We start from the raw sequence: 18034 nt of genomic DNA on the forward strand, positions 1-18034 counted from the left end.
GGCTCGCTAACCATGGTCGGAACGATACGAGCGGCCACGGTGGTCGCACTGATCGCCGTCGGCTGCTTCTTCCTGACGGTCGGGACGATCGGGCTGCTCCGGTTTCCGAACGTCTACAACCGGATGCACGCGACGAGCAAGCCGACGACGCTCGGGACCGCCACGATCTTCCTCGGCGGCTTCGTCTACTTCGGCCCCGGCGCCGAAGGCCTCACGTCGCTGGTCGGCATCGTCTTCCTCTTTCTGACGGTGCCCACGGGCGCCCACATGATCGCCAGGTCCGCCGAACGGGTCGGCGTCCCGTTCCTCGGCAGCGTGACCTGGCCCCGGGCGGAGGAGTCCTCGGACGAGGCCGAGTCGACCCGGGCCGACGACTGACCGACCGGCTCCAGGTGGATCATCGCCCCATCGGTCCGGGACGGCTCGCGATCACCCGGGGCCGGGCGGATCGGCGTCGCGCTTTCGATCCAGAAACGCCTCCTCGTCCGCGCTCAGGTCGCGTTCGCGGAACTCGTCGATCCCCTCCCGATAGCGCTCCGGTGAGCGCTCGTCGGGGTGTTCGAGGACGAGTTCGGCGAGCCCCGTCCGCCGGCCGGTGTAGCCGAAGCCCGCGCGGTAGCACGCCTCGTAGGCGAAGGGGTTGTTGACGGCGATCCGGACGCGCTCGTAGCCGCGGTCGCGGGCGCGATCGCGGACGAACGCCAGCAGTCGGGGGCCGATCCCCTCACCGCGGCGATCCGCACGGACGGTGACGTACCGGAGCCAGAGCGCGGAGGCGTCGGTCCGATCCTCGTTGAACGCGACGGCACCCAACAGCTCTCCGTCCTCGCGCGCGACCGCCTTCCCCGTGGCGGACATGACGAACTTGCCCGCGTAGCTGAACCGACGGTGGTCCAGCCGGAGGGTCGGCCCGTCGGGTGGCCAACCGAGCAGTTCGAGTTCCATGCCGGGAGGTGGACGGCCGAGGGGTTGAGCGCTGTGGAAACCGGGAGACAGATGAGCCCGGCGGCCGAACGCCGAGGCATGTCCCCAGTGGCGCGGTTCGATCGATCGGCGACGACCGCCCTCCTCCTGCTCGGCGATCTGGCGATCATCGTTCTCCAGCTCTCGGCCGGCCTGCGCACCCACGGGATCGACCCGCTCGCCTCCCCGGCGTACACGGCCGAGACGATCGCTCCGTTCCTGATCGGCTGGCTGCTCGTCGCGCCCCTGTTGGGAGTCTACACCGACCAGGTTCGCGAGTCGGTCGCCGAGACGGCCCTCTCGGTGGGGATCGCGTGGATCGCCGCCGCGCTCGTCGGACTGGGCCTCCGGGCGACCCCCTGGCTCCAGGGCGGCGCGCCCGCCGCGTTCGTCGCCGTCACGATCGGCGTGGGGCTGGCGACGCTGCTTCCCTGGAGACTCGTCGCGACGGCGATCAGTCGGTGAGACGCCTCGCTAGCGTCATAGCCGGCCCGGATCGGGAGACGGGTCGGCAGTCGGTTTCTGCGGTCGATCCGGGTCCTGGAAATCCGTCGATCGCTAGCCTGCCGATCGGTTTCGGAACGGCCGAAACCGCCGACTCGACGTCGATTCGACCCTTCGACGACCAATATCGTATTTTCGAGGGCTGAAACGCCGAAATAGCCGTGTAAGAGGCTCACACTCCGCACAGCCAGTATAAGTTATGGGGCGGTTTCACTGGTATTACAATGATAGCACCCGATCTATTTGCAGAAGAATTATATGGGTGACATCCATAGAACAGTATAGATCATGACCTCCTACTACGATATCATCCTCGGGCTGATCCCCCTCGTGCTGTTCGCGGGTGCCGGAACGCTGACGCTTCTGGGCGTTCAGCCCACCGTGGCGGTGCCGACGGCGGCGCTCGTCTCGGTCGGGTTGATCGGCCACGCGCTGTTCGTCAACGGTCCCAGCGAGACGACCCCACAGGCTCAGACGTCCGCATCCGCGAAGCAGAGTTCCGCACCGACCTCGGACTAAATCGCTCCTTTCTCAACGGTTTTGCCCCCGCCGGTCGAACGCCGACCCATGACCGACGCGCTGTTCCTCTCGAGCGACGAACTCGCCGACCTGGCGACTCCGGCGGACTACGTTGAACACGTCCGCGAGGGCTATCGCCAACGGGGCGAGGGTGCCGCTGCGGAGCCACGGACGAAGCTCACCAACGCCGACCCGCCGGGAATGTTCACCGGCTACCTGGCGGTCCTGCCGGAGACGGGCGCCATGGGCGGTTACACCTACGGCGCGGGCTTCGGCGGGGGCGACGCGTGGTTCGTGACGCCGCTGTTCGACGCCGAGTCGGGCGAGCCCCTCGCGGTGCTCGACGGCGCGTCGATGAACCCGTTCAAGACCGGTGCGGCGGGCGCCGTCGGGGTCGACGAACTCGCACGCGAGGACGCGCGAACGGTGGGGATCATCGGCAGCGGCCCCCAGGCTCGCGGCCAGCTTCGAGCGACCGCAACCGTCCGCGACCTCGATCGCGTCCGGGTGTTCTCGCCGACCCGGGAGAACCGCGAGGCGTTCGCCGAGAAGACGGGCGAACGCCTCGATTGCGAGGTCGAGGCCGTCGAGGAGAGCGCCGATGCGGTCGAGGGTGCCGACGTCGTGATCACGGCGACGAACGCCTCGGAGCCGGTGTTCGACGGCGAACTGCTCGAACCGGGCACCCACGTCACCGCGATGGGCCGGTACGATCCGGAGAAACACGAACTCGACGAAAGGGCCGTCTCGCGGGCGACGTACGTCCTCGATCTACGCGCCCGGGCGGACCGGGACGCCGGCTCGCTGATGGCCGCGATCGAGGCCGACGCCGTCGGCGAGGACCACGTCCACGCCGAGCTCGGCGAGGTCGTCGCCGGCCACGCGGCGGGCCGGACCGACGACGAGGAAATCACCGTCTTCGACAGCGGCGGCACCGGCATCGAGACCGTCGCCGCCGCCCACATGCTCTACGAACGCGCTCGCGAGGAGGGTCGGGGCACGACCATCAAGTTCGCTCCTGCCAGCGAAGCGATGCGCGGCTGAAAGCGCGCATCGGAACCGCGAGCGGGGAGGAACGACCCGCGAGCGAGGCGCTGACAGGACGCTGAAGGCCCGATCGCCGTCCGAGTATACTGATACGGACGATTCTATCACCATTGTTACGGATAATTATATCGGCTCGTGCCGTCTGGTTCATCCATGGTATCGGTTCAATCCACTCGACGACGGTTCGTGCTCGGAGGCGCGGTGATGCTGGGCGGGATCGGAACGGCTGGCATGAGTGCCGCGGACGACTCGAACGTCCGCGACGAGGATCGAGCGTCGGTGCGCGCGGTGTCGTACAACGTCCGGTTCGACAACCCCGAGGACGAGTACTCGTGGGACGAGCGCTTCGGCCGCGTCGTCGAGATGATCCGCGAGCTCGATCCCGACCTGCTGGGGATTCAGGAGGCCATGCTGAACCAGTACGACGACCTCCGGGAGGAACTCGACGAGTTCGGCTGGCACGCCGCCGGCCGTGAGGACGGCGACCGCGAGGGGGAGATGGCCCCCATCGCGTGGCGCCGGGATCGGTTCGAGGCGCTCGACACCGGCGAGTTCTGGCTCTCGGAGACGCCCGATGAGCCGGGGAGCATCGGCTGGGACGCGGACCTGCCGCGGGTAACGATGTGGACGCGTCTTCGCGATCGCGAGACCGATGAGGAGCTGTGGCACTACAACACGCACTTCGATCACATCGGCGAGCGGGCACGCCTCGAGTCGGCGCGGATCCTCCGCGAGCGCGCCGGCGAGCACGTGCCCGACGGCCTTCCCGTGGTGGTGACGGGCGACTTCAACGCGCCGCCGTTCTCGGAGCCGTACTGCGCCGTCGTGGAGGACGTGGAGACCGACGATCCGCCGCTGGTCGACGCCCGCCGGGTCGCCGACGCCGTCTCCGGGCCCGAGGGGACGTTCCACGAGTTCTCCCCCGACCTACAGGACCGGATCGACTACGTCTTCGTCCCGGAGTCGGTTCCCGTCCGGGAGTATCGAGCGGTCCCGGACCAGGTAGGTGCGTACCGATCGGACCACCTTCCGTTGCTGACGGTGCTCGATCCGTGGACGTGACGGGAGAGGCTCGATCCCCGGCCGGGCCCCGGTCGAGGCGCCCCGGACGTGGGGAGGTGCCGTCGACCGACGGAATTCACCGGGAGTAGTCGTAGCCGTTCCTCACGAGCCGACCCCATCGGTGCTGTCGGTAGCGATAGAGCAGGTGGGCAAGCACCCAGAACGCCGGCGTCAGGAGACCCGCACCCACCTCGACGGCGTCGGTGTAGCGCGTCCGGCCGTCGTCGGTCTCCTCGATCGTGATTCGGTGGTCCCACGTCGAGAGCAGCTCTCCGGAGCCGTCGTCGCGAAACTCGTATCGCTGGCTTCCCGGCGTCGTCTCCACCGTCGGGATCTCGATTCGGATGGTGTGGGTTCCGAGCGGGAACAGCCCGAACGGGCGGATCCGAACGAGGTACCCGCCCTCGCTCCACAGCGTCGGCAGCGGGTCCGGATCCAGCGGCTCGAAGACGACCAGCGGCCACACGACGTACGCGAGCAGGCGCGTCCGGAGCAGTTCCGTCCATGCGCGTTCGGGCGTGCAGTCGAACTCCGAGGTGACGCGGACGTACACGTCCGGATCGTCGTCCGCAGCGACGTTAACGATGGTCCCCTACAGATACGGCCCGATCCCGAGCGCCTCGACCAGCGTCAGTCCGCTCGCGAGCGCGCCGACGAGGTAGCCGGCGATCGTCCCGCCGTTGAGCAGCGGCAGTCCGGCGTGGGCCCGACCCTGCAGCACCATCCACAGCAGGACGACCAGTCCGAGAAGCATCCCGACCATCGCGGTCAGCGCGGGAAGCGTGAGCGCGAGTCCGGGGACGCCGAGCGACGCCGCCGGGACGAAGAAGGCCACGCTCGCGATCAGCACGGTGGGGATGACGGCGTCCCCGAGACCGATGAAGAAGGCGTCGCGCTCGGGACCCGGCTCCTCCTCGCTCGAACCCGTCGAGCCGTTCGACGTTTCCGGATCGCCGTCGTCCGCTTCACGCTCCGGCGTCCCGTCGGCCGACGGCGGCTCCTCCTCGAGAAACGAGTAGGAGGCAGAGACGGGGACGATGAGCAGTACGGGGACTTTGATCTCCATGACGCTATCGGCGAGCGAGAGCATGTGCTTCGTGCCGTAGACGCTGATGGCGTCGTAGACGGCGAGGACGACGAGCAGGACGGTCGCCGGGAGGACGGCGAAGGTGATGCCGAACAGCCCCGCGGCACCCGCACCCATCACCACGCCGGCGGCGTCGATCACGTACCACTCGGGGTGGAACGCGAGGCCGGCGCCGACTCCCAGCGCGCCGACGACCGCGAGGACGTGGACGCCGCCGAGGGTGATCAGCGGCGGGAGGATTACGATCAGGACGTACCACGAGAGGAAGACGCTCGCGAGGATCACCATCCCCCGGATCAGCCACTCGAACTCGAATCTGAACGCCGCGAGCATCAGCCCCGTCGCGACGATGATCGCCCCCACGTAGAGCAGGCTGTTGCTCGGGTCGTCGGGGTTCTCGACGGGCTGGAGGCCCGCGGACTGGAACGGCTCGACCAGCGCGAGCGCCCCGAGTTGGATGCAGAGAAAGAGGCCGACCGTCCCGGCGACGGCGAGCAGCACGCGGCTACGGTGGTCCATATCCCTGACTCCTGCTCGCGGCCCTTCGGTGTTGCTATCGGACGTAGAGCTTCCCGCCGAGCAGCCCCGGCAGCGCCGATCGGTCGTCGGGGACGACCGCGAGGTACGGTCGGGAGACGGGCCCGAAGACGTCGACCACGCGCCCGACCGCGGAGAGCTGCTCGTCGAGGACGGTCGCGCCGATGCCGGGCTGATCGTCGCCGGGAGCGCGGACGATCGCCAGTCCCTGTGCGGTCCGGACGACCTCGCCGACGCGCTTCATCTCACTCCCTCAGAGCGGTCACGTACGCCGCGACCGCCTGGACGAGGTCGTTCTTCGAGGCGTCGTCGGCGTCCTTCACGAGCACCCGCCCCCGGGGTTCGTACTCGCGGGGATACGTGAGATCCCGCTCGATGACCGCGTCGTAGCCCACCTGCTGGACGGCGGCGGCGATCTCGTCGACCGTTGGCTCGGGCACCGCGAGGCTCTCGGGGACGCGCCGGCCCTTCGATCGGGAGATCTCCGAATCGAGGTAGGCGGGCCAGATGACGTTCTCGACCATGTCTCCCTCTCGACGGGCCGAAAGTAAAACCCCTTCCGACCTATCGCCGTCGCAGGAACAGGAAGGCAGCCAGCACGAGCGCCGCGAGCGCCGCCGCGATGCCGAAGCCGGGCTGGTCCTCGCCGGACTCGCCGGCGGAGTCATCGCCACCACCGGTCTCGTTCCCGGACTCGTCGGTCTCGTTCGCCTCCCCGCCCTCCTGGGCGGCCGCGTACGCATCGGAGTGGAACGTCTCGGCCAGCGTGTCGATCGCGTAGATCACCTGCGGACCGGGCTGGTTCATCCGGTTGGAATCGACGGCGACGACCTGGTTCTCCTGGCCGGCGGTGGTCTCGGAGAGCACCTGCTCGCTCACCGGCGGCTCCTCGAAGTTATCGGGATAGACGATCCAGTCGGGGTCCTCCTCGATCACGACCTCCTCGCTGATCTGGCCGTAGAACTCGATCTCAGCCGTGCTACCCAGATTCTCGCCGCCCGCGGTCGTGACGATCTCCTCGATGAACGTCCCCTGGCCCGCGGTGAATCCGTCGCCCATCGCGTACAGAACGGTGGGCCGCTCCTCGCCCTCGACCGCCTCCTCGATCGCGCCGATCTCCTGGTTCATCCACTCGACCGACTCGTTCGCGCCCTCGCACTCGCCGACGAGCTGGCCGGTGGTCTCGGTGTTCGCGATCACGTCGTCGATCGAGGTCTCCGGTCCGAACTGGTAGACCGTCAGGCCAGCGTCGCGGAGCTGTTCGACCTGGTCCTCGTCGGCGACCGACGAGGCCACCACGAGGTCGGGTTCGAGCTGGATCACGCGCTCGGTACTGACGGTGATACCGTCGTCCTCCGTGATGTCCTCGGGCTCGTCGTGGCCCTCCAGGTAGTCGGTGTACTGGCCGACGGGCATCCCGACGACCTTATCGCGGGCGCCGATCTCCCAGAGCGTCTGGGCGTCACTCGGCTGCATGGCGACCACGCGTTGCGGTTCCTCCTCGATCGTCACCTCCTCGCCGGTCGCGTCCGTCCCGGTGAAGGGGAACTCACACTCCACCTGTGCCGCCGCGACGCCACCGTGGTCTCCCGCCGCGCCGACGGCCCCTACCCCCATCGTCGAGATCAGGACGCACAGCGCGACGACCACTGATAGAAATCGATGCATGCACCGGACTGCGCTCCTGTTCAATAAATATTTACCTAAAGCAACTTTACTTTCCGCTGTGTCGAGCCGTACGCTGACGGGGGCCTGGTCCGCTGGGTTGCTCGTCGTGCTGATCGGCGTGATCCTCCTGAGCACGGCGCTCGGACCCGTCCGGATCGACCCCGTGATCGTCGCGAAGGTGCTGCTCAACGCGCTGTCGATTCCCAGCGAACTGGGTGCCTCGACGCCGATGGGCGTCGGGTCACTCACCGTCCCCGTCCCCCGCATCGAGACAAGACCCGCCTTCGCGTTCGTCGTCCCGGAGACCCACGAGACGATCGTCATGCGGATCCGACTCCCCAGGGTGCTGCTCGCGGCGGTCGTCGGCTTCGCGCTCGCCACCGCCGGCACGGTGATGCAGGGCTTCTTCCGCAACCCGATGGCCGACCCCTCGATCATCGGCGTCTCCTCGGGGGCGGCCGTCGGCGCCGTCGCGTCGATCGTCCTTCCGCTGGGAGTCGGCCTGCGTCCGGCGGCGTTCGTCGGCGCGGTCGTCACCGCGTTCGCGGTGTATCTCGTCGCCAGCGAGGGTGGGCGCACCCCGGTGGCGACGCTGCTGCTCGCCGGCATCGCGATCCAGACCTTCCTCGGGGCGGTGATCTCCTACCTGCTGATCAACAGCGGCGAGAGCCTCGAGCAGGCAGTCTACTGGCTGATGGGCCACCTCCACAACAGCACGTGGTCCGAGGTCGGACTCTCGTTACCGGTCGTGATCCCCGTGTTCGTCCTCCTGTTGATCTACGCGCCCGACCTCAACGTCCTCCTTCTGGGCGAGGAGGACGCCCAGACGCTGGGGATCGAGGTCGAGCGAACCAAACGGGTGTTGCTCGCGGCCGCGAGCGTGATCACCGCCGCCGGCGTCGCCGTCTCGGGCGTGATCGGCTTCGTCGGACTGATCGTCCCTCACATGATGCGCCTGCTCGTGGGTCCCGACCACCGGATCCTGCTGCCGACGAGCGCGCTCGCGGGAAGCGTCTTCCTCGTCGCCACCGACACCCTCGCGCGCTCCGGTCCCGCCGAGGTGCCCGTCGGGATCGTCACCGCCGCGCTGGGCGCGCCCTTCTTCCTCTACCTGCTGCGGAGCCGGGAGGTGCACGCGCTGTGATCGACGTCCGCGACGTCGACGTTCGCTTGGGCGGCGTGCGCATCCTCGAGGACGTGAGCGCCCACGTCGACGAGGGTCGGTTCGTGGGCCTCGTCGGCCCCAACGGCGCGGGCAAGTCGACGCTGCTGCGGACGATCGGTGCCGTGCTCTCTCCCGACGCCGGAAGCGTGGTCCTCGACGGCGAGGACGTCCACGACCTCCCCTCGCGGGCAGCGAGCCGGCGGGTCGCCGCGGTCCCCCAGGACACGAGCCTCTCGTTCGACTTCGACGTCCGTGACGTCGTCGCGATGGGGCGCACTCCCTACCGATCGCGGCTCCGACCCGGAGACGAGGGTGGCGACGCGATGGTCGCCCGGGCGCTCGAACGGACGGACACGGAGGAGTTCGCCGACCGTCCGATCGACTCGGTCAGCGGCGGCGAGCGCCAGCGGGTGGTCCTCGCGCGTGCGCTCGCCCAGGACACCCCTATACTCCTACTCGACGAGCCGACCGCGAGCCTCGACATCAACCACCAGCTCCGCACGCTCGAACTCGTTCGCGACCTCGTCGACGAGGGAAAGACGGTGATCGCGGCGATCCACGACCTCAACCTGGCGGCCCACTACTGCGACGAACTCGTGTTGCTCGCGGAGGGGCGGGTGCTCGAGAGCGGCCCGCCCGAGCGGGTGCTGACCGAGTCGAACCTCACTCGAGCGTTCGACACGCGGGCGGTCGTCAGCCGCCACCCCGTCACTGGCGCGGTCTACGTCACCGCGCTCCCCGAGACGAGTTCAGGGGATCGGGAGGGACGCGTCCACGTGATCGGTGGCGGCGCCAGCGTCTCAAGGGTGCTGTACGTCCTCTCCGCGGCGGGCTACGAGACCTCGGTCGGCGCGCTCAACGAGGGCGACTCGGACCTCGAGACCGCCCGGCTGCTCGGCATCGAGGCGGTCGCGGTCCCGCCCTTTGCTCCCGTCGACGAGGACGCACGCGAGGCGGTACGCGAGCGCGTCGCGAGCGCCAACGTGGTCGTCGTCGGCGACTGCGAGATCGGGGAGGGAAACCTCGCGAACCTAGAGTGTGCTGCCGAGAGCGACCGGCTGGTGCTCGTCGAGGAACGCCCGTTCGACGAGCGCAACTACGCTGGCGAGGACGCGAAGAGGCGGTACGAACGGCTGCGATCGAGGGCGACCGTCGTCGACACCGGCGGGGTGCTCGGCGCGGTCGAGCGGGCGATCACCGACGAGGGGGAGGTTTAATTCTCGATGGGGTCGACCCTCGGACATGGCCTCGAACTGGCGGGAGCTGCTCCCTCACTACGTCGCGATGCTCCTGTTCTACCTCGTCGGCATCGCGCTCGTCTACGGGCTGACCGGCGAGTCGAACTTCTGGATCTCGCTCGGGATCGCGGCGGTCGTCGCGCTCGGCTACCCGCCGCTGGCGCGTCGGCTGGGCATCGCGCCCGACTCGTGGAGCCGATGAGATCACCGACGGGAATTCGCTCGTTCTCGAGCTACCGGCAGAGCGCACCGATCTGTATGTCCTACGTGCCGAGGCGCTGTGCGCGGGCCGTGACGACGATGCCGGCGAGCACGACCGCGCCGCCCGCGACCGTGAACGCGCCTGGCACCTCGGCGAGCAACACCAGCGCGAGCAGGGTCGCGCCGACGGGTTCGCCCAGCAGCGAGACGCTGACGACGCTCGACTCGAGGTGGGCGAGCGCCCAGTTCACCACCGTGTGGCCGAGCACGCCGGGACCGATCGCCATCGCCAGGAACAGCGCCCACTCCCGCGGGGGGTAGCCCGTAAGTGCCTCGCCGCCCGCGAGCGCGAGGCCGAGCAGGCAGAGCGTACACGCCCCGTAGACGACCGTCACGTACGGCAACAGTGCGACGCGCTGGCGGAGCGATCGGCCCGCGAGCACGTAGCAGGCGGCCATCACCGCCCCGAGGACCGCGAGCGCGTTGCCGTAGAGGGCGGTCCCCGCGAACGCCGAGCCCGCGAGGAGGTCGCTCACCGACATGACGACGGCACCACAGAGCGCGAGCGCGATCCCGCCGCCCGTCCGAGCGGTGACCCGTTCGTCCAGCAGGAGGACGGCCCCGACCGCGACGAACACCGGCTGGGTCTGCACCAGAGTAACGCTCGCGGCGACGCTCGTCCACTCGAGGCTCTCGAACCACGCCGCGAAGTGGATCGCGAGCGCGATGCCGGTGACGGCCGCAACCAGCCCGTCACGGGCCGACAGCGCGCGAAAGTCCGCTCGGTGGCGAGCCAGCGCGACCGGTGCGAGCAACAGCAGGGTAAAGAGCACGCGGTAGAAGGCGACGACGACGCTCGGCGCCACGCTCCAGCGGACGAGGATCGCGCTCGTGCTGAGCGCGAGAATGGAGAACCCGAGCGCGACCGGCGGGGAAACCCGAGGGTCGAACACGTCCGGGGTGTCGGTCGGCGGGCGCTTATACCGTCCGTTCGCACGGCGATCCCGCGGATCCCAACGGTCAAACTCCCGCGTCGGATAGGGCGCGTGAATGGAGCTTCTCGTCCGGCTAGTCGGGTTGCTCGCGCTGTTGCTGGTCGGGACCGGGCTGCGCCGGACCGGCGTTCTCGACGACGCCCGGACCGATCGGCTGAACGCGCTCGCCTACTACGTCGCGCTGCCGGCGTTGATCCTCGTCTCGACGTACGACCGCTCGATCCGTGACCTCCTCTCGACGACGCTGCTCGCGGGACTCCTGGCCGTTCTGTTCGGGACCGCGCTTCTCGCCTGGGTCGTCCATCGGGACCGCTCCTCGCGAGCGCGCCGGAGCGTCGCGGTCGTCCAGTCCTACCACTCGAACCTCGGCTACCTCGGACTGCCGCTGGTCGCCGCGACGTTCGGTCCCGACGTGACCGCGATCGCGAGCGTGGTCCTCGGCGTCGTCTCGCTGGTCCAGCTCCCGATGACGATCCTCGTACTCAGCACGATCAACGGCGCCGACGTCTCGATCCCCGGTCAGCTGGGTCGGCTCGCGAGGAACCCGGTGCTGGCGTCGCTGATCGCCGGCCTCGCCGTCGGATCGATCGGCGTCGCCGTTCCGACTCCCGTCGCCGCCGGACTCGACGTCGTCGGCACGCTCGCGCTCCCGCTGGCGCTGCTGTGTGTCGGCGCGTCGCTCCAGGTCGGCTCCAGGGTGCCCGATCTCGGCGCGACCGGTTTGATCGTGGTGCTCAAGGTCGGCTGCATGCCAGCGCTGGCGTGGGGCGTCTTCTCCGTTCTCGCGGTCGACGCCGCGACGTTCACCGCGGGCGTCGTGATGCTCGGGACGCCGACCGCCGTTTCCACGTACGTCTTCGCGAGCGAACTCGGCGGCGATCGGGAGTTCGCGTCGCTGAACGTCTTCGTCACGACGCTCGCCTCGATCGGGACGCTGTTCGCCCTCGTCGCGCTGGTCGGGTAGTCGGGATCGACTCGGGAGGTCCTTCCGTGTCTCCTTCCTCAGTCGGAGAAGTCGTACCGAACGTGTGTTACTGGAGGCGCGTGAGACACGACCGTGAGCGAACCGAGACGGATCCGCGAGCGCCTGCTCGCGAACCACCACACGACCCTCACGGCGACGATCGAGCGTGCCGACGCCGTCACCGCCGCGACGGACGGGCCGGCGACGCGCCGCGAGCAGGTCGTCGAGCCCCTTCGAGCGGAACTCGAACGCGCCGGCCTCCTCGAGCGGTATCCGGCGATGCTCGTCTGACGCCGCCCAGATCCTCGGCGGGGCGCTCCCCGCCTCTCCCGTGGCCGCCCCGCCGTACGTGACGGTGACGAGCCGAGGGCCGGTGCTGCGCGCGACGCTCTCGAGCGGACGGCTCGTCGTTCGGATCGTCCTCTTCGACGTCGAACGCGATCCGGTCCGGTACGTTCGGCGCGGCGGGCGCCCGGAGGACGTCCTACGCGTCGAGCGCCGTTAGGACTCGAGGAGCTCCTTCGTCTTCCGGTGGCGATACCGGAACATCGGCTCGAAGCCGACGGCCGCCGCGGGGCCGACCAGCCGCCCGAGTTCGCCGCCCGGAAGCTCGTAGTGGACGGTGTCGCGGATCCGCGTTCCCGACCCCTCCGCGAGGAACTGGTGGACGTGGATCCACCGCCGAAAGGGACCGCCGCGCATCTCGTCGCGGAACGTCGCACGTCCCTCGCTCTCCTCGCGATCGGTGATGACGGAGGTCCACGACTGTGAGGGCCCGCCGAGCGGGCGAAGCTCCATCTCGATCTTCGAACCGGCCTCGAGAACCGCGGGGTCGACCTCGCCGTCGGGTCCCCGAACCCGTTCGACGGAGAGTCCCATCCACCCGGGCGTGAGCGCCTCTAGACCACTGATCCGCGAGTGGAACTCCCAGACGTCGTCGAGGGGTGCTGCCACGTAGACCTCGCGCTCGTAGGTCGCCATACACGCCGTTGGGGTCGGGGCAGTAAAAACTACTTCAGGCGTTCCTGGAGGAACGAGGGGTGGGCGGCGGTGACGCCCTCGATCGTGAGGATCTCATCGCTGATGATCTCACCGACGGCGCCGCCGTCGGGCGCGCGGACCTCGGCCATCAGCATGTGATCGCCCGAGGAGGTGTAGAGCGCCTCGACGGCGTCGAGCTCCGACAGCTCGCGGGTCGCGTCGACGTAGCGCTCGCTCTCGACGTCGATGCCGACAATCGCGATCGACCGCCCCGAGAGCTTCTTCGGGTTGACGTCCGCGGAGTAGCCGACGATCACACCATCGGACTCGAGCTGATCGATGTACTTCCGGACCGTCGGCTTCGAGACGCCCGCGCGCTGGGCGATCTCCGCATACGACGCCTGGGCGTCCTCCTCGAGCACGGCCAGGATCTCATCGGCTGTCGAGTTCGTCGCCACACCCTTACGTTTTGCATCGATGGAAAAATACCTTCCGAACCGAAAAGCGATCCGACGGATCGGAGGACGGCCGCTACGGCTTCGACGCACGACTCCGCCGGGACTGATATGATCCTTGGACTCGTCGCGAGCACGGTCGTCCGGGTCGGCCGTGGTCTCGTCGTTCCGACGTGGACGGTCGATCCCGCCGCGATCCGCCGCTCAGCCCGTGTTCGTCGCCGGTGGCGTGGTCGTCGACTCCGACCCGTTCGGACCCTGTGTCGGCTCCTCATCGGTCGCGCTGGCGCTCAGTGTCTCGTTGATCGTCACGCTGAGCTTCGCGGTCGCAGTCAGCGCGCGGCGAAAAAACCGCCGGACGTGTCGGCGTCGGTTACTTATGGCGGTCGAGCAGGTCCGCCGAGCGCTCCCACTCGTAGTCGTCGTCGAAGTACCGCTCGGCGAGCGGCTCCTCGGGCATCTCGCCGATCGCGATCTTCTCCTCCTGGTAGGAGGGGCGCTCGTCGTCGGCGTAGAACCGGCCGGTGAGCACCGTCCCCTCGTTGAGCGAGTCCTCGGCCTCGCGCATCATGGCGGCGGCCTCGTCGCGGTCGTGAACGTCGAAGTCGTAGTCCTCGCTCTCCTGGACGTCGATGTACGGGACGTACTGCTTTGCGTCCTTGTTCCAGGTCGGACACTGGGTGAGGAAGTCGACGTGCGCGAAGCCGTCGTGCTCCATCGCCTCGGCCAGGATCTGCTTGGCCTGGTTGGGGTTGACGGCGGCCGTCCGGGCGATGTAGCTCGCACCCGAGGTCAGCGAGAGCGAGAGTGGACGGATCGGGTCCTTCGCGCTCCCGCTTGGCTGGGTCTTCGACTTGTGACCCTTCGGGCTGGTGGGCGAGGTCTGGCCCTTCGTGAGCCCGAAGATCTCGTTGTTGAACACGATGTAGGTCATGTCGTGGTTCTCGCGGGCGGTGTGCATGAAGTGGTTCCCGCCGATCCCGTAGCCGTCGCCGTCGCCGCCGGCGGCGATGACCTCGAGGCCGGGGTTCGCGAGCTTCGCCGCACGAGCGACCGGTAGCGACCGGCCGTGGATCGTGTGGAAGCCGTAGCTCTCGAAGTAGCTGTTGAGCTTGCCCGAACAGCCGATGCCGGTGACGAGCAGGGTCTCGTCAGGGGTTCGGCCGACCTCGGGCATCGCCTGTTTCAGCGCCTTCAGGACGCCGAAGTCGCCACAGCCCGGACACCACGTCGGCTGGGGTTCGATCCCCGGCGTGAACTCCTCTCGGTCGATCTCCCGTTCCTCTCCGATCGCGTTGAATGCACTCATGATTTAGTCACCGATGGCTGGTTCGAGCCGCGTGTTCGCCGACGGCGCGTCCGTGCCGCCGTTGATCTGGAGTTCGAACCCCTCGACGATCTCGGCGGGTTCGAACGGGTTGCCGTCGTACTTGAGCAGGCTGGTCAGCTTCTCGCCGAACTGGCCGAGCTCCTTCTGGGTCAGCCCGCGGAACTGGGCCGTGGCGTTCATCTCGACGACCAACGCCTCGTCGACGCTCTCGAGGAACGCCGTCATCTCCTCTTCGGGGTACGGCATCAGGTCGCTGACGCCGACCGCCTTCACCGAGTGGCCGTCGTCGTTGAGCCGGTCGACGGCCTCCTCGACCGCCCCCTGGCTGGAGCCCCAGGTGACGATGCCGTAGTCGGCCTCGTCGGGGCCGAAGTAGGTCTGGTGTGAGCTCTCGGGGTCGCTATCGAGCTCCGAGCGGACCGACTCGAGCTTCTTCATCCGCAGGTCCATCTGGATGACCCGGTTGTCGGGGTCCTCCTCGATGTGGCCGGCCTCGTTGTGCTCGTTGCCGGTCACGAGGAACCGCCCGCCCTTCTGGCCGGGCAGCGAGCGCGGCCGGACGCCGTCGTCCTCGGGGTCGTCGTGGCTGAATCGGTTGAACGTTCCGCCCGAGGGGTCGTGGGGAGCGTCCTCGAGCTCCTCCTCGGTGAGGACGCTTCCCAGGTCCGGGTTCGGTTCGCGGTCGAAGAAGCTCTCGGGGACGTTCTCGTTCTCGCCCGAGAGCTTCTGGTCGATCACGACGATCGCCGGCATCTGGTACTCGTAGGCGAGTTCGAACGCCTTCCGGGTCTGGTCGTACGCCTCGGAGGGCGTGCTCGGAGCGAACACGAGTCGGTTCGAGTCGCCCTGACTCGAGTAGAGCACGTGCTCGAGGTCGCCCTGTTCTGGCTTGGTGGGTAGCCCCGTCGAGGGGCCCGCGCGCATCGCCTCGACGAGCACGATCGGCGTCTCCGACATCTCGGCGAGGCCGAGGGGCTCGCTCATCAGCGCGAAGCCACCTCCCGAAGAACCGCTCATCGCCTTGACGCCGGCGTGGGAGGCACCGAGCGCGAGGGCCGCGGCCGCGATCTCGTCCTCGACCTGTTCGGAGATCCCGCCGAACTCCGGCAGGTGCTGGGACATGATCGTGAACACGTCGGTCCAGGGGGTCATCGGGTAGCCCGCGATGAACCGACAGCCCTCGTCGAGCGCGCCGTAGGCGACGCCGTTCGATCCGGAGATCAGCACCTGGTCCTCCTCGTGTTCGCCCTGGGGAACACGGAGCTCGTGGTCGAACTCGTACTCCTCCTGCATCATCTCGTAGGCCTCGTGGAGGATGGTGAGGTTGGGCTCGAGGATCTTCTCGGGCATCGCGCTCTCCATGAGGTTCTCCATCTCGTCGAGATCCATGTCGAGGAGCGCGGCCGTCACGCCGATACCGGCGGTGTTCCGCATGACCTCGCGACCGTGTTCGCGGGCCATGCTCCGGAGGTCGATGCCGAAGACGTGCCAGTTGTTCTCCTCGGCGCGCTCATCGAGGTCCGGAACGTCGTCGGGGTCGATCAGCCCCGTGTCGTAGACGATGATGCCGCCCTCGCGCAGGTCGTCGAGGTTCTCGGTCAGCGGCTTGACCTCCTCGTCGCCGTAGTAGGCGCCCTCCTTGGGGTTGCGCGCGAAGCTGTCGCCGAGCGCGAGCAGGAAGTTGTAGCCGTCTCCCCGCGAGTTGACGGATTCGTCCTTCGCGCGGATCTCGACGTAGGTGTGGCCGCCTCGAATGCGTGATGGATAGTGTCGATGCGTGAATACGTTGAGCCCCGATCGCATCAGGGCCTTCGCGAAGTTCTGGCTCGTCGAGTCGATCCCGTCACCGGAACCGCCCGCGATTCGCCAGATGAGTTCGTTTTCAGCCATAGTGTGGAGTCCCGGCCCGTGAGGGCCACAGTGTACGGGGCTTCGCCCGGAGCGAAGTAAAGGCTTTGCCATCCATTAGCAAGGAACGATAGTGAACGATCCGGCAAGGACTGGGGGGTTTTTCATCCACCGGCTCACCCGTCGGCGGAGCTGACGTCGGGCTGGAGGTACGACGAGGAGAGGTGATCGATGACGTAGTCGACGGTGTCGGGATCGTACGTCCAGAAGCCGTAGAACGAGTTCGGTTCGCGCTCCTCGGCGAGCAGCGCACATTTGTTCTCGTTGAGTCCGGCACCGTCGTAGGCGACGAACCACGACCGTTCGATCTCCTCGCTTCGCTCGGGGTGGACGAAGAACGCGTCCTGTTCCGGAACGGGCGCGTCGGGGACGGCGTAGGCGTGAACCGTGAGCGTCTCGCGCTCGCCGAGTCTGGTGTAGACCTCGAGCTGGGTCTCGAGCGTCGAGAGTCGCTGGAACCCCGCGTGGAGCTCGCCGCGTCCGATCCGCCAGGCACGGTCCTCGATCTCGCGGGAGGCCGCGAGCATCTGTCTTCCGTCGTAGGAGGTGAACATCGTCTCGTCGAGGCGGCTCAGGATCGGCCGGTACGGCTCGGCCCCGAAGCCGGGCCGTTCGGTCTCCGGCTCCTCGAGGAGCGCGTCGACGCCGATCGCGTCGAGGAACTCCCCGTCGTGGCTCAACACGAGAAACCGTTCGCGCCTCGTCGCCGCGTCGGCGGACTCGACGGCGACGTTTCGATCGGCGAACCGTTCGCGGATCTCCTCGACGGCGTCCTCAGCGTTGTAGACGACCAGCGTCTTCTCGGCCGCCTCTACCCCCTCGATGAGCTCGCTGAGCGACATCACTTGCACGTTCGAAACGACGCAGCGAACTTAGCCGTTGTCCCCCCTCTCGTACTCGAACGACTCGTCGACGCGCCGTTGCTCCACGCTGCGAGCGCCGAACACGCCGTGAGCGCGCCGGCCTCCCCGACCGACGACCGGACGGCGCCGGCTCAGCCCGCGAATCCGCTCAACGACCACGACCCCTCCTCGCTCCCGTCGTCGAACTCGGGCCCACTCACCAGGACGAACGCGCTCTCCTGGTCGCTGTTGCGGATCTGACGGGTCGACTCCGGCGTGATCCGGAGGACGTCGCCGCTCTCCATCTCCACGTCCTCGCCGTCGACCCTGACCGTCGCCTCGCCCCGCATCAACACGTAGATCTCCTCGTGCTCGTCGCCCGCGTGGTCGTGTTCTCGGCTCCGCCAGCCCGGATCGCAGCGGACGATCGTCACGCCGACGCTCCTGCTTCGCAGCGGCTCGCGAAGGAAGTGCATCGCGTCCGAGACCGGCTCGACGTCGGCGTAGTTGACCTTCTCGTAGGACATCTCGATTGACCGTACGGTCGGAGCGGCATTAATCCCACGTC

At 68.2% G+C, this 18034-nt stretch carries 24 protein-coding genes; 11 read left to right on the top strand and 13 right to left on the bottom strand.

Going from position 1 to position 18034, the window contains the following annotated elements; all coding sequences use genetic code 11:
- The first annotated feature begins 12 nt into the window (after positions 1–12).
- Positions 13–378, top strand: coding sequence for a monovalent cation/H(+) antiporter subunit G (gene mnhG / locus V0Z78_RS09865; RefSeq protein ID WP_336344458.1), 366 nt, complete (start codon positions 13–15; stop codon positions 376–378).
- Positions 379–429: 51 nt separating this feature from the next.
- Here mnhG and V0Z78_RS09870 read toward each other — a convergent pair whose 3' ends face one another.
- Positions 430–945, bottom strand: a complete 516-nt coding sequence (locus V0Z78_RS09870) for a GNAT family N-acetyltransferase (RefSeq protein WP_336344459.1) — start codon at positions 943–945, stop codon at positions 430–432.
- Between the two features lie 78 nt (positions 946–1023).
- Between V0Z78_RS09870 and V0Z78_RS09875 the strand changes: the two genes are divergently transcribed.
- The 4 genes from V0Z78_RS09875 (at position 1024) to V0Z78_RS09890 (ending at position 4095) form a co-directional block, all read left to right on the top strand.
- Positions 1024–1428 (top strand): DUF3054 domain-containing protein, encoded by a 405-nt coding sequence (locus V0Z78_RS09875; protein ID WP_336344460.1) that lies wholly within the window; start codon positions 1024–1026, stop codon positions 1426–1428.
- A gap of 327 nt (positions 1429–1755) precedes the next feature.
- Complete coding sequence (locus V0Z78_RS09880) at positions 1756–1986, top strand: hypothetical protein (RefSeq protein WP_336344461.1); 231 nt, start codon at positions 1756–1758, stop codon at positions 1984–1986.
- Between the two features lie 48 nt (positions 1987–2034).
- Entirely contained in the window at positions 2035–3030 is a 996-nt protein-coding gene (locus tag V0Z78_RS09885) for an ornithine cyclodeaminase family protein (RefSeq protein ID WP_336344462.1), read from the top strand.
- Positions 3031–3186: 156 nt separating this feature from the next.
- A complete protein-coding gene (locus V0Z78_RS09890; protein ID WP_336344463.1) occupies positions 3187–4095 on the top strand; it encodes an endonuclease/exonuclease/phosphatase family protein in 909 nt (302 codons plus the stop codon).
- Positions 4096–4171: 76 nt separating this feature from the next.
- Here V0Z78_RS09890 and V0Z78_RS09895 read toward each other — a convergent pair whose 3' ends face one another.
- From V0Z78_RS09895 to V0Z78_RS09915, 5 genes are read right to left on the bottom strand one after another with little or no spacing between them, the layout of a single operon-like run.
- Positions 4172–4648, bottom strand: coding sequence for a hypothetical protein (locus V0Z78_RS09895; protein ID WP_336344464.1), 477 nt, complete (start codon positions 4646–4648; stop codon positions 4172–4174).
- A 39-nt stretch (positions 4649–4687) separates the two neighbouring features.
- A complete protein-coding gene (locus tag V0Z78_RS09900; protein ID WP_336344465.1) occupies positions 4688–5701 on the bottom strand; it encodes a presenilin family intramembrane aspartyl protease PSH in 1014 nt (337 codons plus the stop codon).
- A gap of 34 nt (positions 5702–5735) precedes the next feature.
- The gene (locus V0Z78_RS09905; protein WP_336344466.1) at positions 5736–5963 is read right to left on the bottom strand and encodes an H/ACA ribonucleoprotein complex subunit GAR1; all 228 of its coding nucleotides are present in this window, start codon (positions 5961–5963) and stop codon (positions 5736–5738) included.
- Position 5964: 1 nt separating this feature from the next.
- Positions 5965–6243, bottom strand: a complete 279-nt coding sequence (gene srp19, locus V0Z78_RS09910; protein WP_336344467.1) for a signal recognition particle subunit SRP19 — start codon at positions 6241–6243, stop codon at positions 5965–5967.
- Between the two features lie 40 nt (positions 6244–6283).
- The gene (locus tag V0Z78_RS09915; RefSeq protein ID WP_336344468.1) at positions 6284–7387 is read right to left on the bottom strand and encodes a PGF-CTERM-anchored ABC transporter substrate-binding protein; all 1104 of its coding nucleotides are present in this window, start codon (positions 7385–7387) and stop codon (positions 6284–6286) included.
- Here V0Z78_RS09915 and btuC point away from each other — a divergent pair.
- The 3 genes from btuC to V0Z78_RS09930 are packed head-to-tail and all read left to right on the top strand — an operon-like array spanning position 7386 to position 9992.
- Entirely contained in the window at positions 7386–8531 is a 1146-nt protein-coding gene (gene btuC, locus V0Z78_RS09920) for a vitamin B12 ABC transporter permease BtuC (RefSeq protein WP_409338691.1), read from the top strand. The two genes, V0Z78_RS09915 and btuC, sit on opposite strands and share 2 nt — an antisense overlap.
- Positions 8528–9769: a heme ABC transporter ATP-binding protein gene (locus V0Z78_RS09925; protein WP_336344470.1), complete on the top strand. Its 1242-nt coding sequence runs from the start codon at positions 8528–8530 to the stop codon at positions 9767–9769. Before btuC ends, V0Z78_RS09925 begins: the two co-directional genes overlap by 4 nt.
- Before the next feature lie 25 nt (positions 9770–9794).
- Positions 9795–9992, top strand: a complete 198-nt coding sequence (locus V0Z78_RS09930; protein WP_336344471.1) for a hypothetical protein — start codon at positions 9795–9797, stop codon at positions 9990–9992.
- 61 nt (positions 9993–10053) lie between these two features.
- Here the strand turns inward: V0Z78_RS09930 and V0Z78_RS09935 are convergent, their stop codons facing one another.
- On the bottom strand, positions 10054–10944 hold the full coding sequence (locus V0Z78_RS09935; RefSeq protein ID WP_336344472.1) for a DMT family transporter: 891 nt from the start codon (positions 10942–10944) through the stop codon (positions 10054–10056).
- A 97-nt stretch (positions 10945–11041) separates the two neighbouring features.
- Here V0Z78_RS09935 and V0Z78_RS09940 point away from each other — a divergent pair, with 97 nt between their 5' ends.
- The 3 genes from V0Z78_RS09940 to V0Z78_RS09950 all read left to right on the top strand — a co-directional run bounded on the left by V0Z78_RS09940 (position 11042) and on the right by V0Z78_RS09950 (position 12455).
- On the top strand, positions 11042–11950 hold the full coding sequence (locus V0Z78_RS09940) for an AEC family transporter (RefSeq protein WP_336344473.1): 909 nt from the start codon (positions 11042–11044) through the stop codon (positions 11948–11950).
- Between the two features lie 93 nt (positions 11951–12043).
- The gene (locus tag V0Z78_RS09945) at positions 12044–12241 is read left to right on the top strand and encodes a hypothetical protein (RefSeq protein WP_336344474.1); all 198 of its coding nucleotides are present in this window, start codon (positions 12044–12046) and stop codon (positions 12239–12241) included.
- Between the two features lie 40 nt (positions 12242–12281).
- Positions 12282–12455: a hypothetical protein gene (locus V0Z78_RS09950; RefSeq protein WP_336344475.1), complete on the top strand. Its 174-nt coding sequence runs from the start codon at positions 12282–12284 to the stop codon at positions 12453–12455.
- Here the strand turns inward: V0Z78_RS09950 and V0Z78_RS09955 are convergent.
- The 6 genes from V0Z78_RS09955 to V0Z78_RS09980 form a co-directional block, all read right to left on the bottom strand.
- Positions 12452–12931 carry an SRPBCC family protein gene (locus V0Z78_RS09955; RefSeq protein WP_336344476.1) on the bottom strand — a complete coding sequence of 160 codons (480 nt, stop codon included), beginning with the start codon at positions 12929–12931 and terminating at the stop codon, positions 12452–12454. The two genes, V0Z78_RS09950 and V0Z78_RS09955, sit on opposite strands and share 4 nt — an antisense overlap.
- 29 nt (positions 12932–12960) lie before the next feature.
- Positions 12961–13389 (bottom strand): HTH-type transcriptional regulator LrpA1, encoded by a 429-nt coding sequence (gene lrpA1 / locus V0Z78_RS09960; RefSeq protein WP_336344477.1) that lies wholly within the window; start codon positions 13387–13389, stop codon positions 12961–12963.
- A 370-nt stretch (positions 13390–13759) separates the two neighbouring features.
- Positions 13760–14695: a thiamine pyrophosphate-dependent enzyme gene (locus V0Z78_RS09965; protein WP_336344478.1), complete on the bottom strand. Its 936-nt coding sequence runs from the start codon at positions 14693–14695 to the stop codon at positions 13760–13762.
- Positions 14696–14698: 3 nt separating this feature from the next.
- Complete coding sequence (locus V0Z78_RS09970; protein ID WP_336344479.1) at positions 14699–16606, bottom strand: 2-oxoacid:acceptor oxidoreductase subunit alpha; 1908 nt, start codon at positions 16604–16606, stop codon at positions 14699–14701.
- A gap of 134 nt (positions 16607–16740) precedes the next feature.
- Complete coding sequence (locus V0Z78_RS09975; RefSeq protein WP_336344480.1) at positions 16741–17466, bottom strand: DICT sensory domain-containing protein; 726 nt, start codon at positions 17464–17466, stop codon at positions 16741–16743.
- A gap of 152 nt (positions 17467–17618) precedes the next feature.
- Positions 17619–17993, bottom strand: coding sequence for a cupin domain-containing protein (locus V0Z78_RS09980; protein ID WP_336344481.1), 375 nt, complete (start codon positions 17991–17993; stop codon positions 17619–17621).
- Positions 17994–18034 lie beyond the last annotated feature (41 nt).

Source organism: Halalkalicoccus sp. CG83, assembly GCF_037081715.1.
GTDB lineage: Archaea > Halobacteriota > Halobacteria > Halobacteriales > Halalkalicoccaceae > Halalkalicoccus > Halalkalicoccus ordinarius.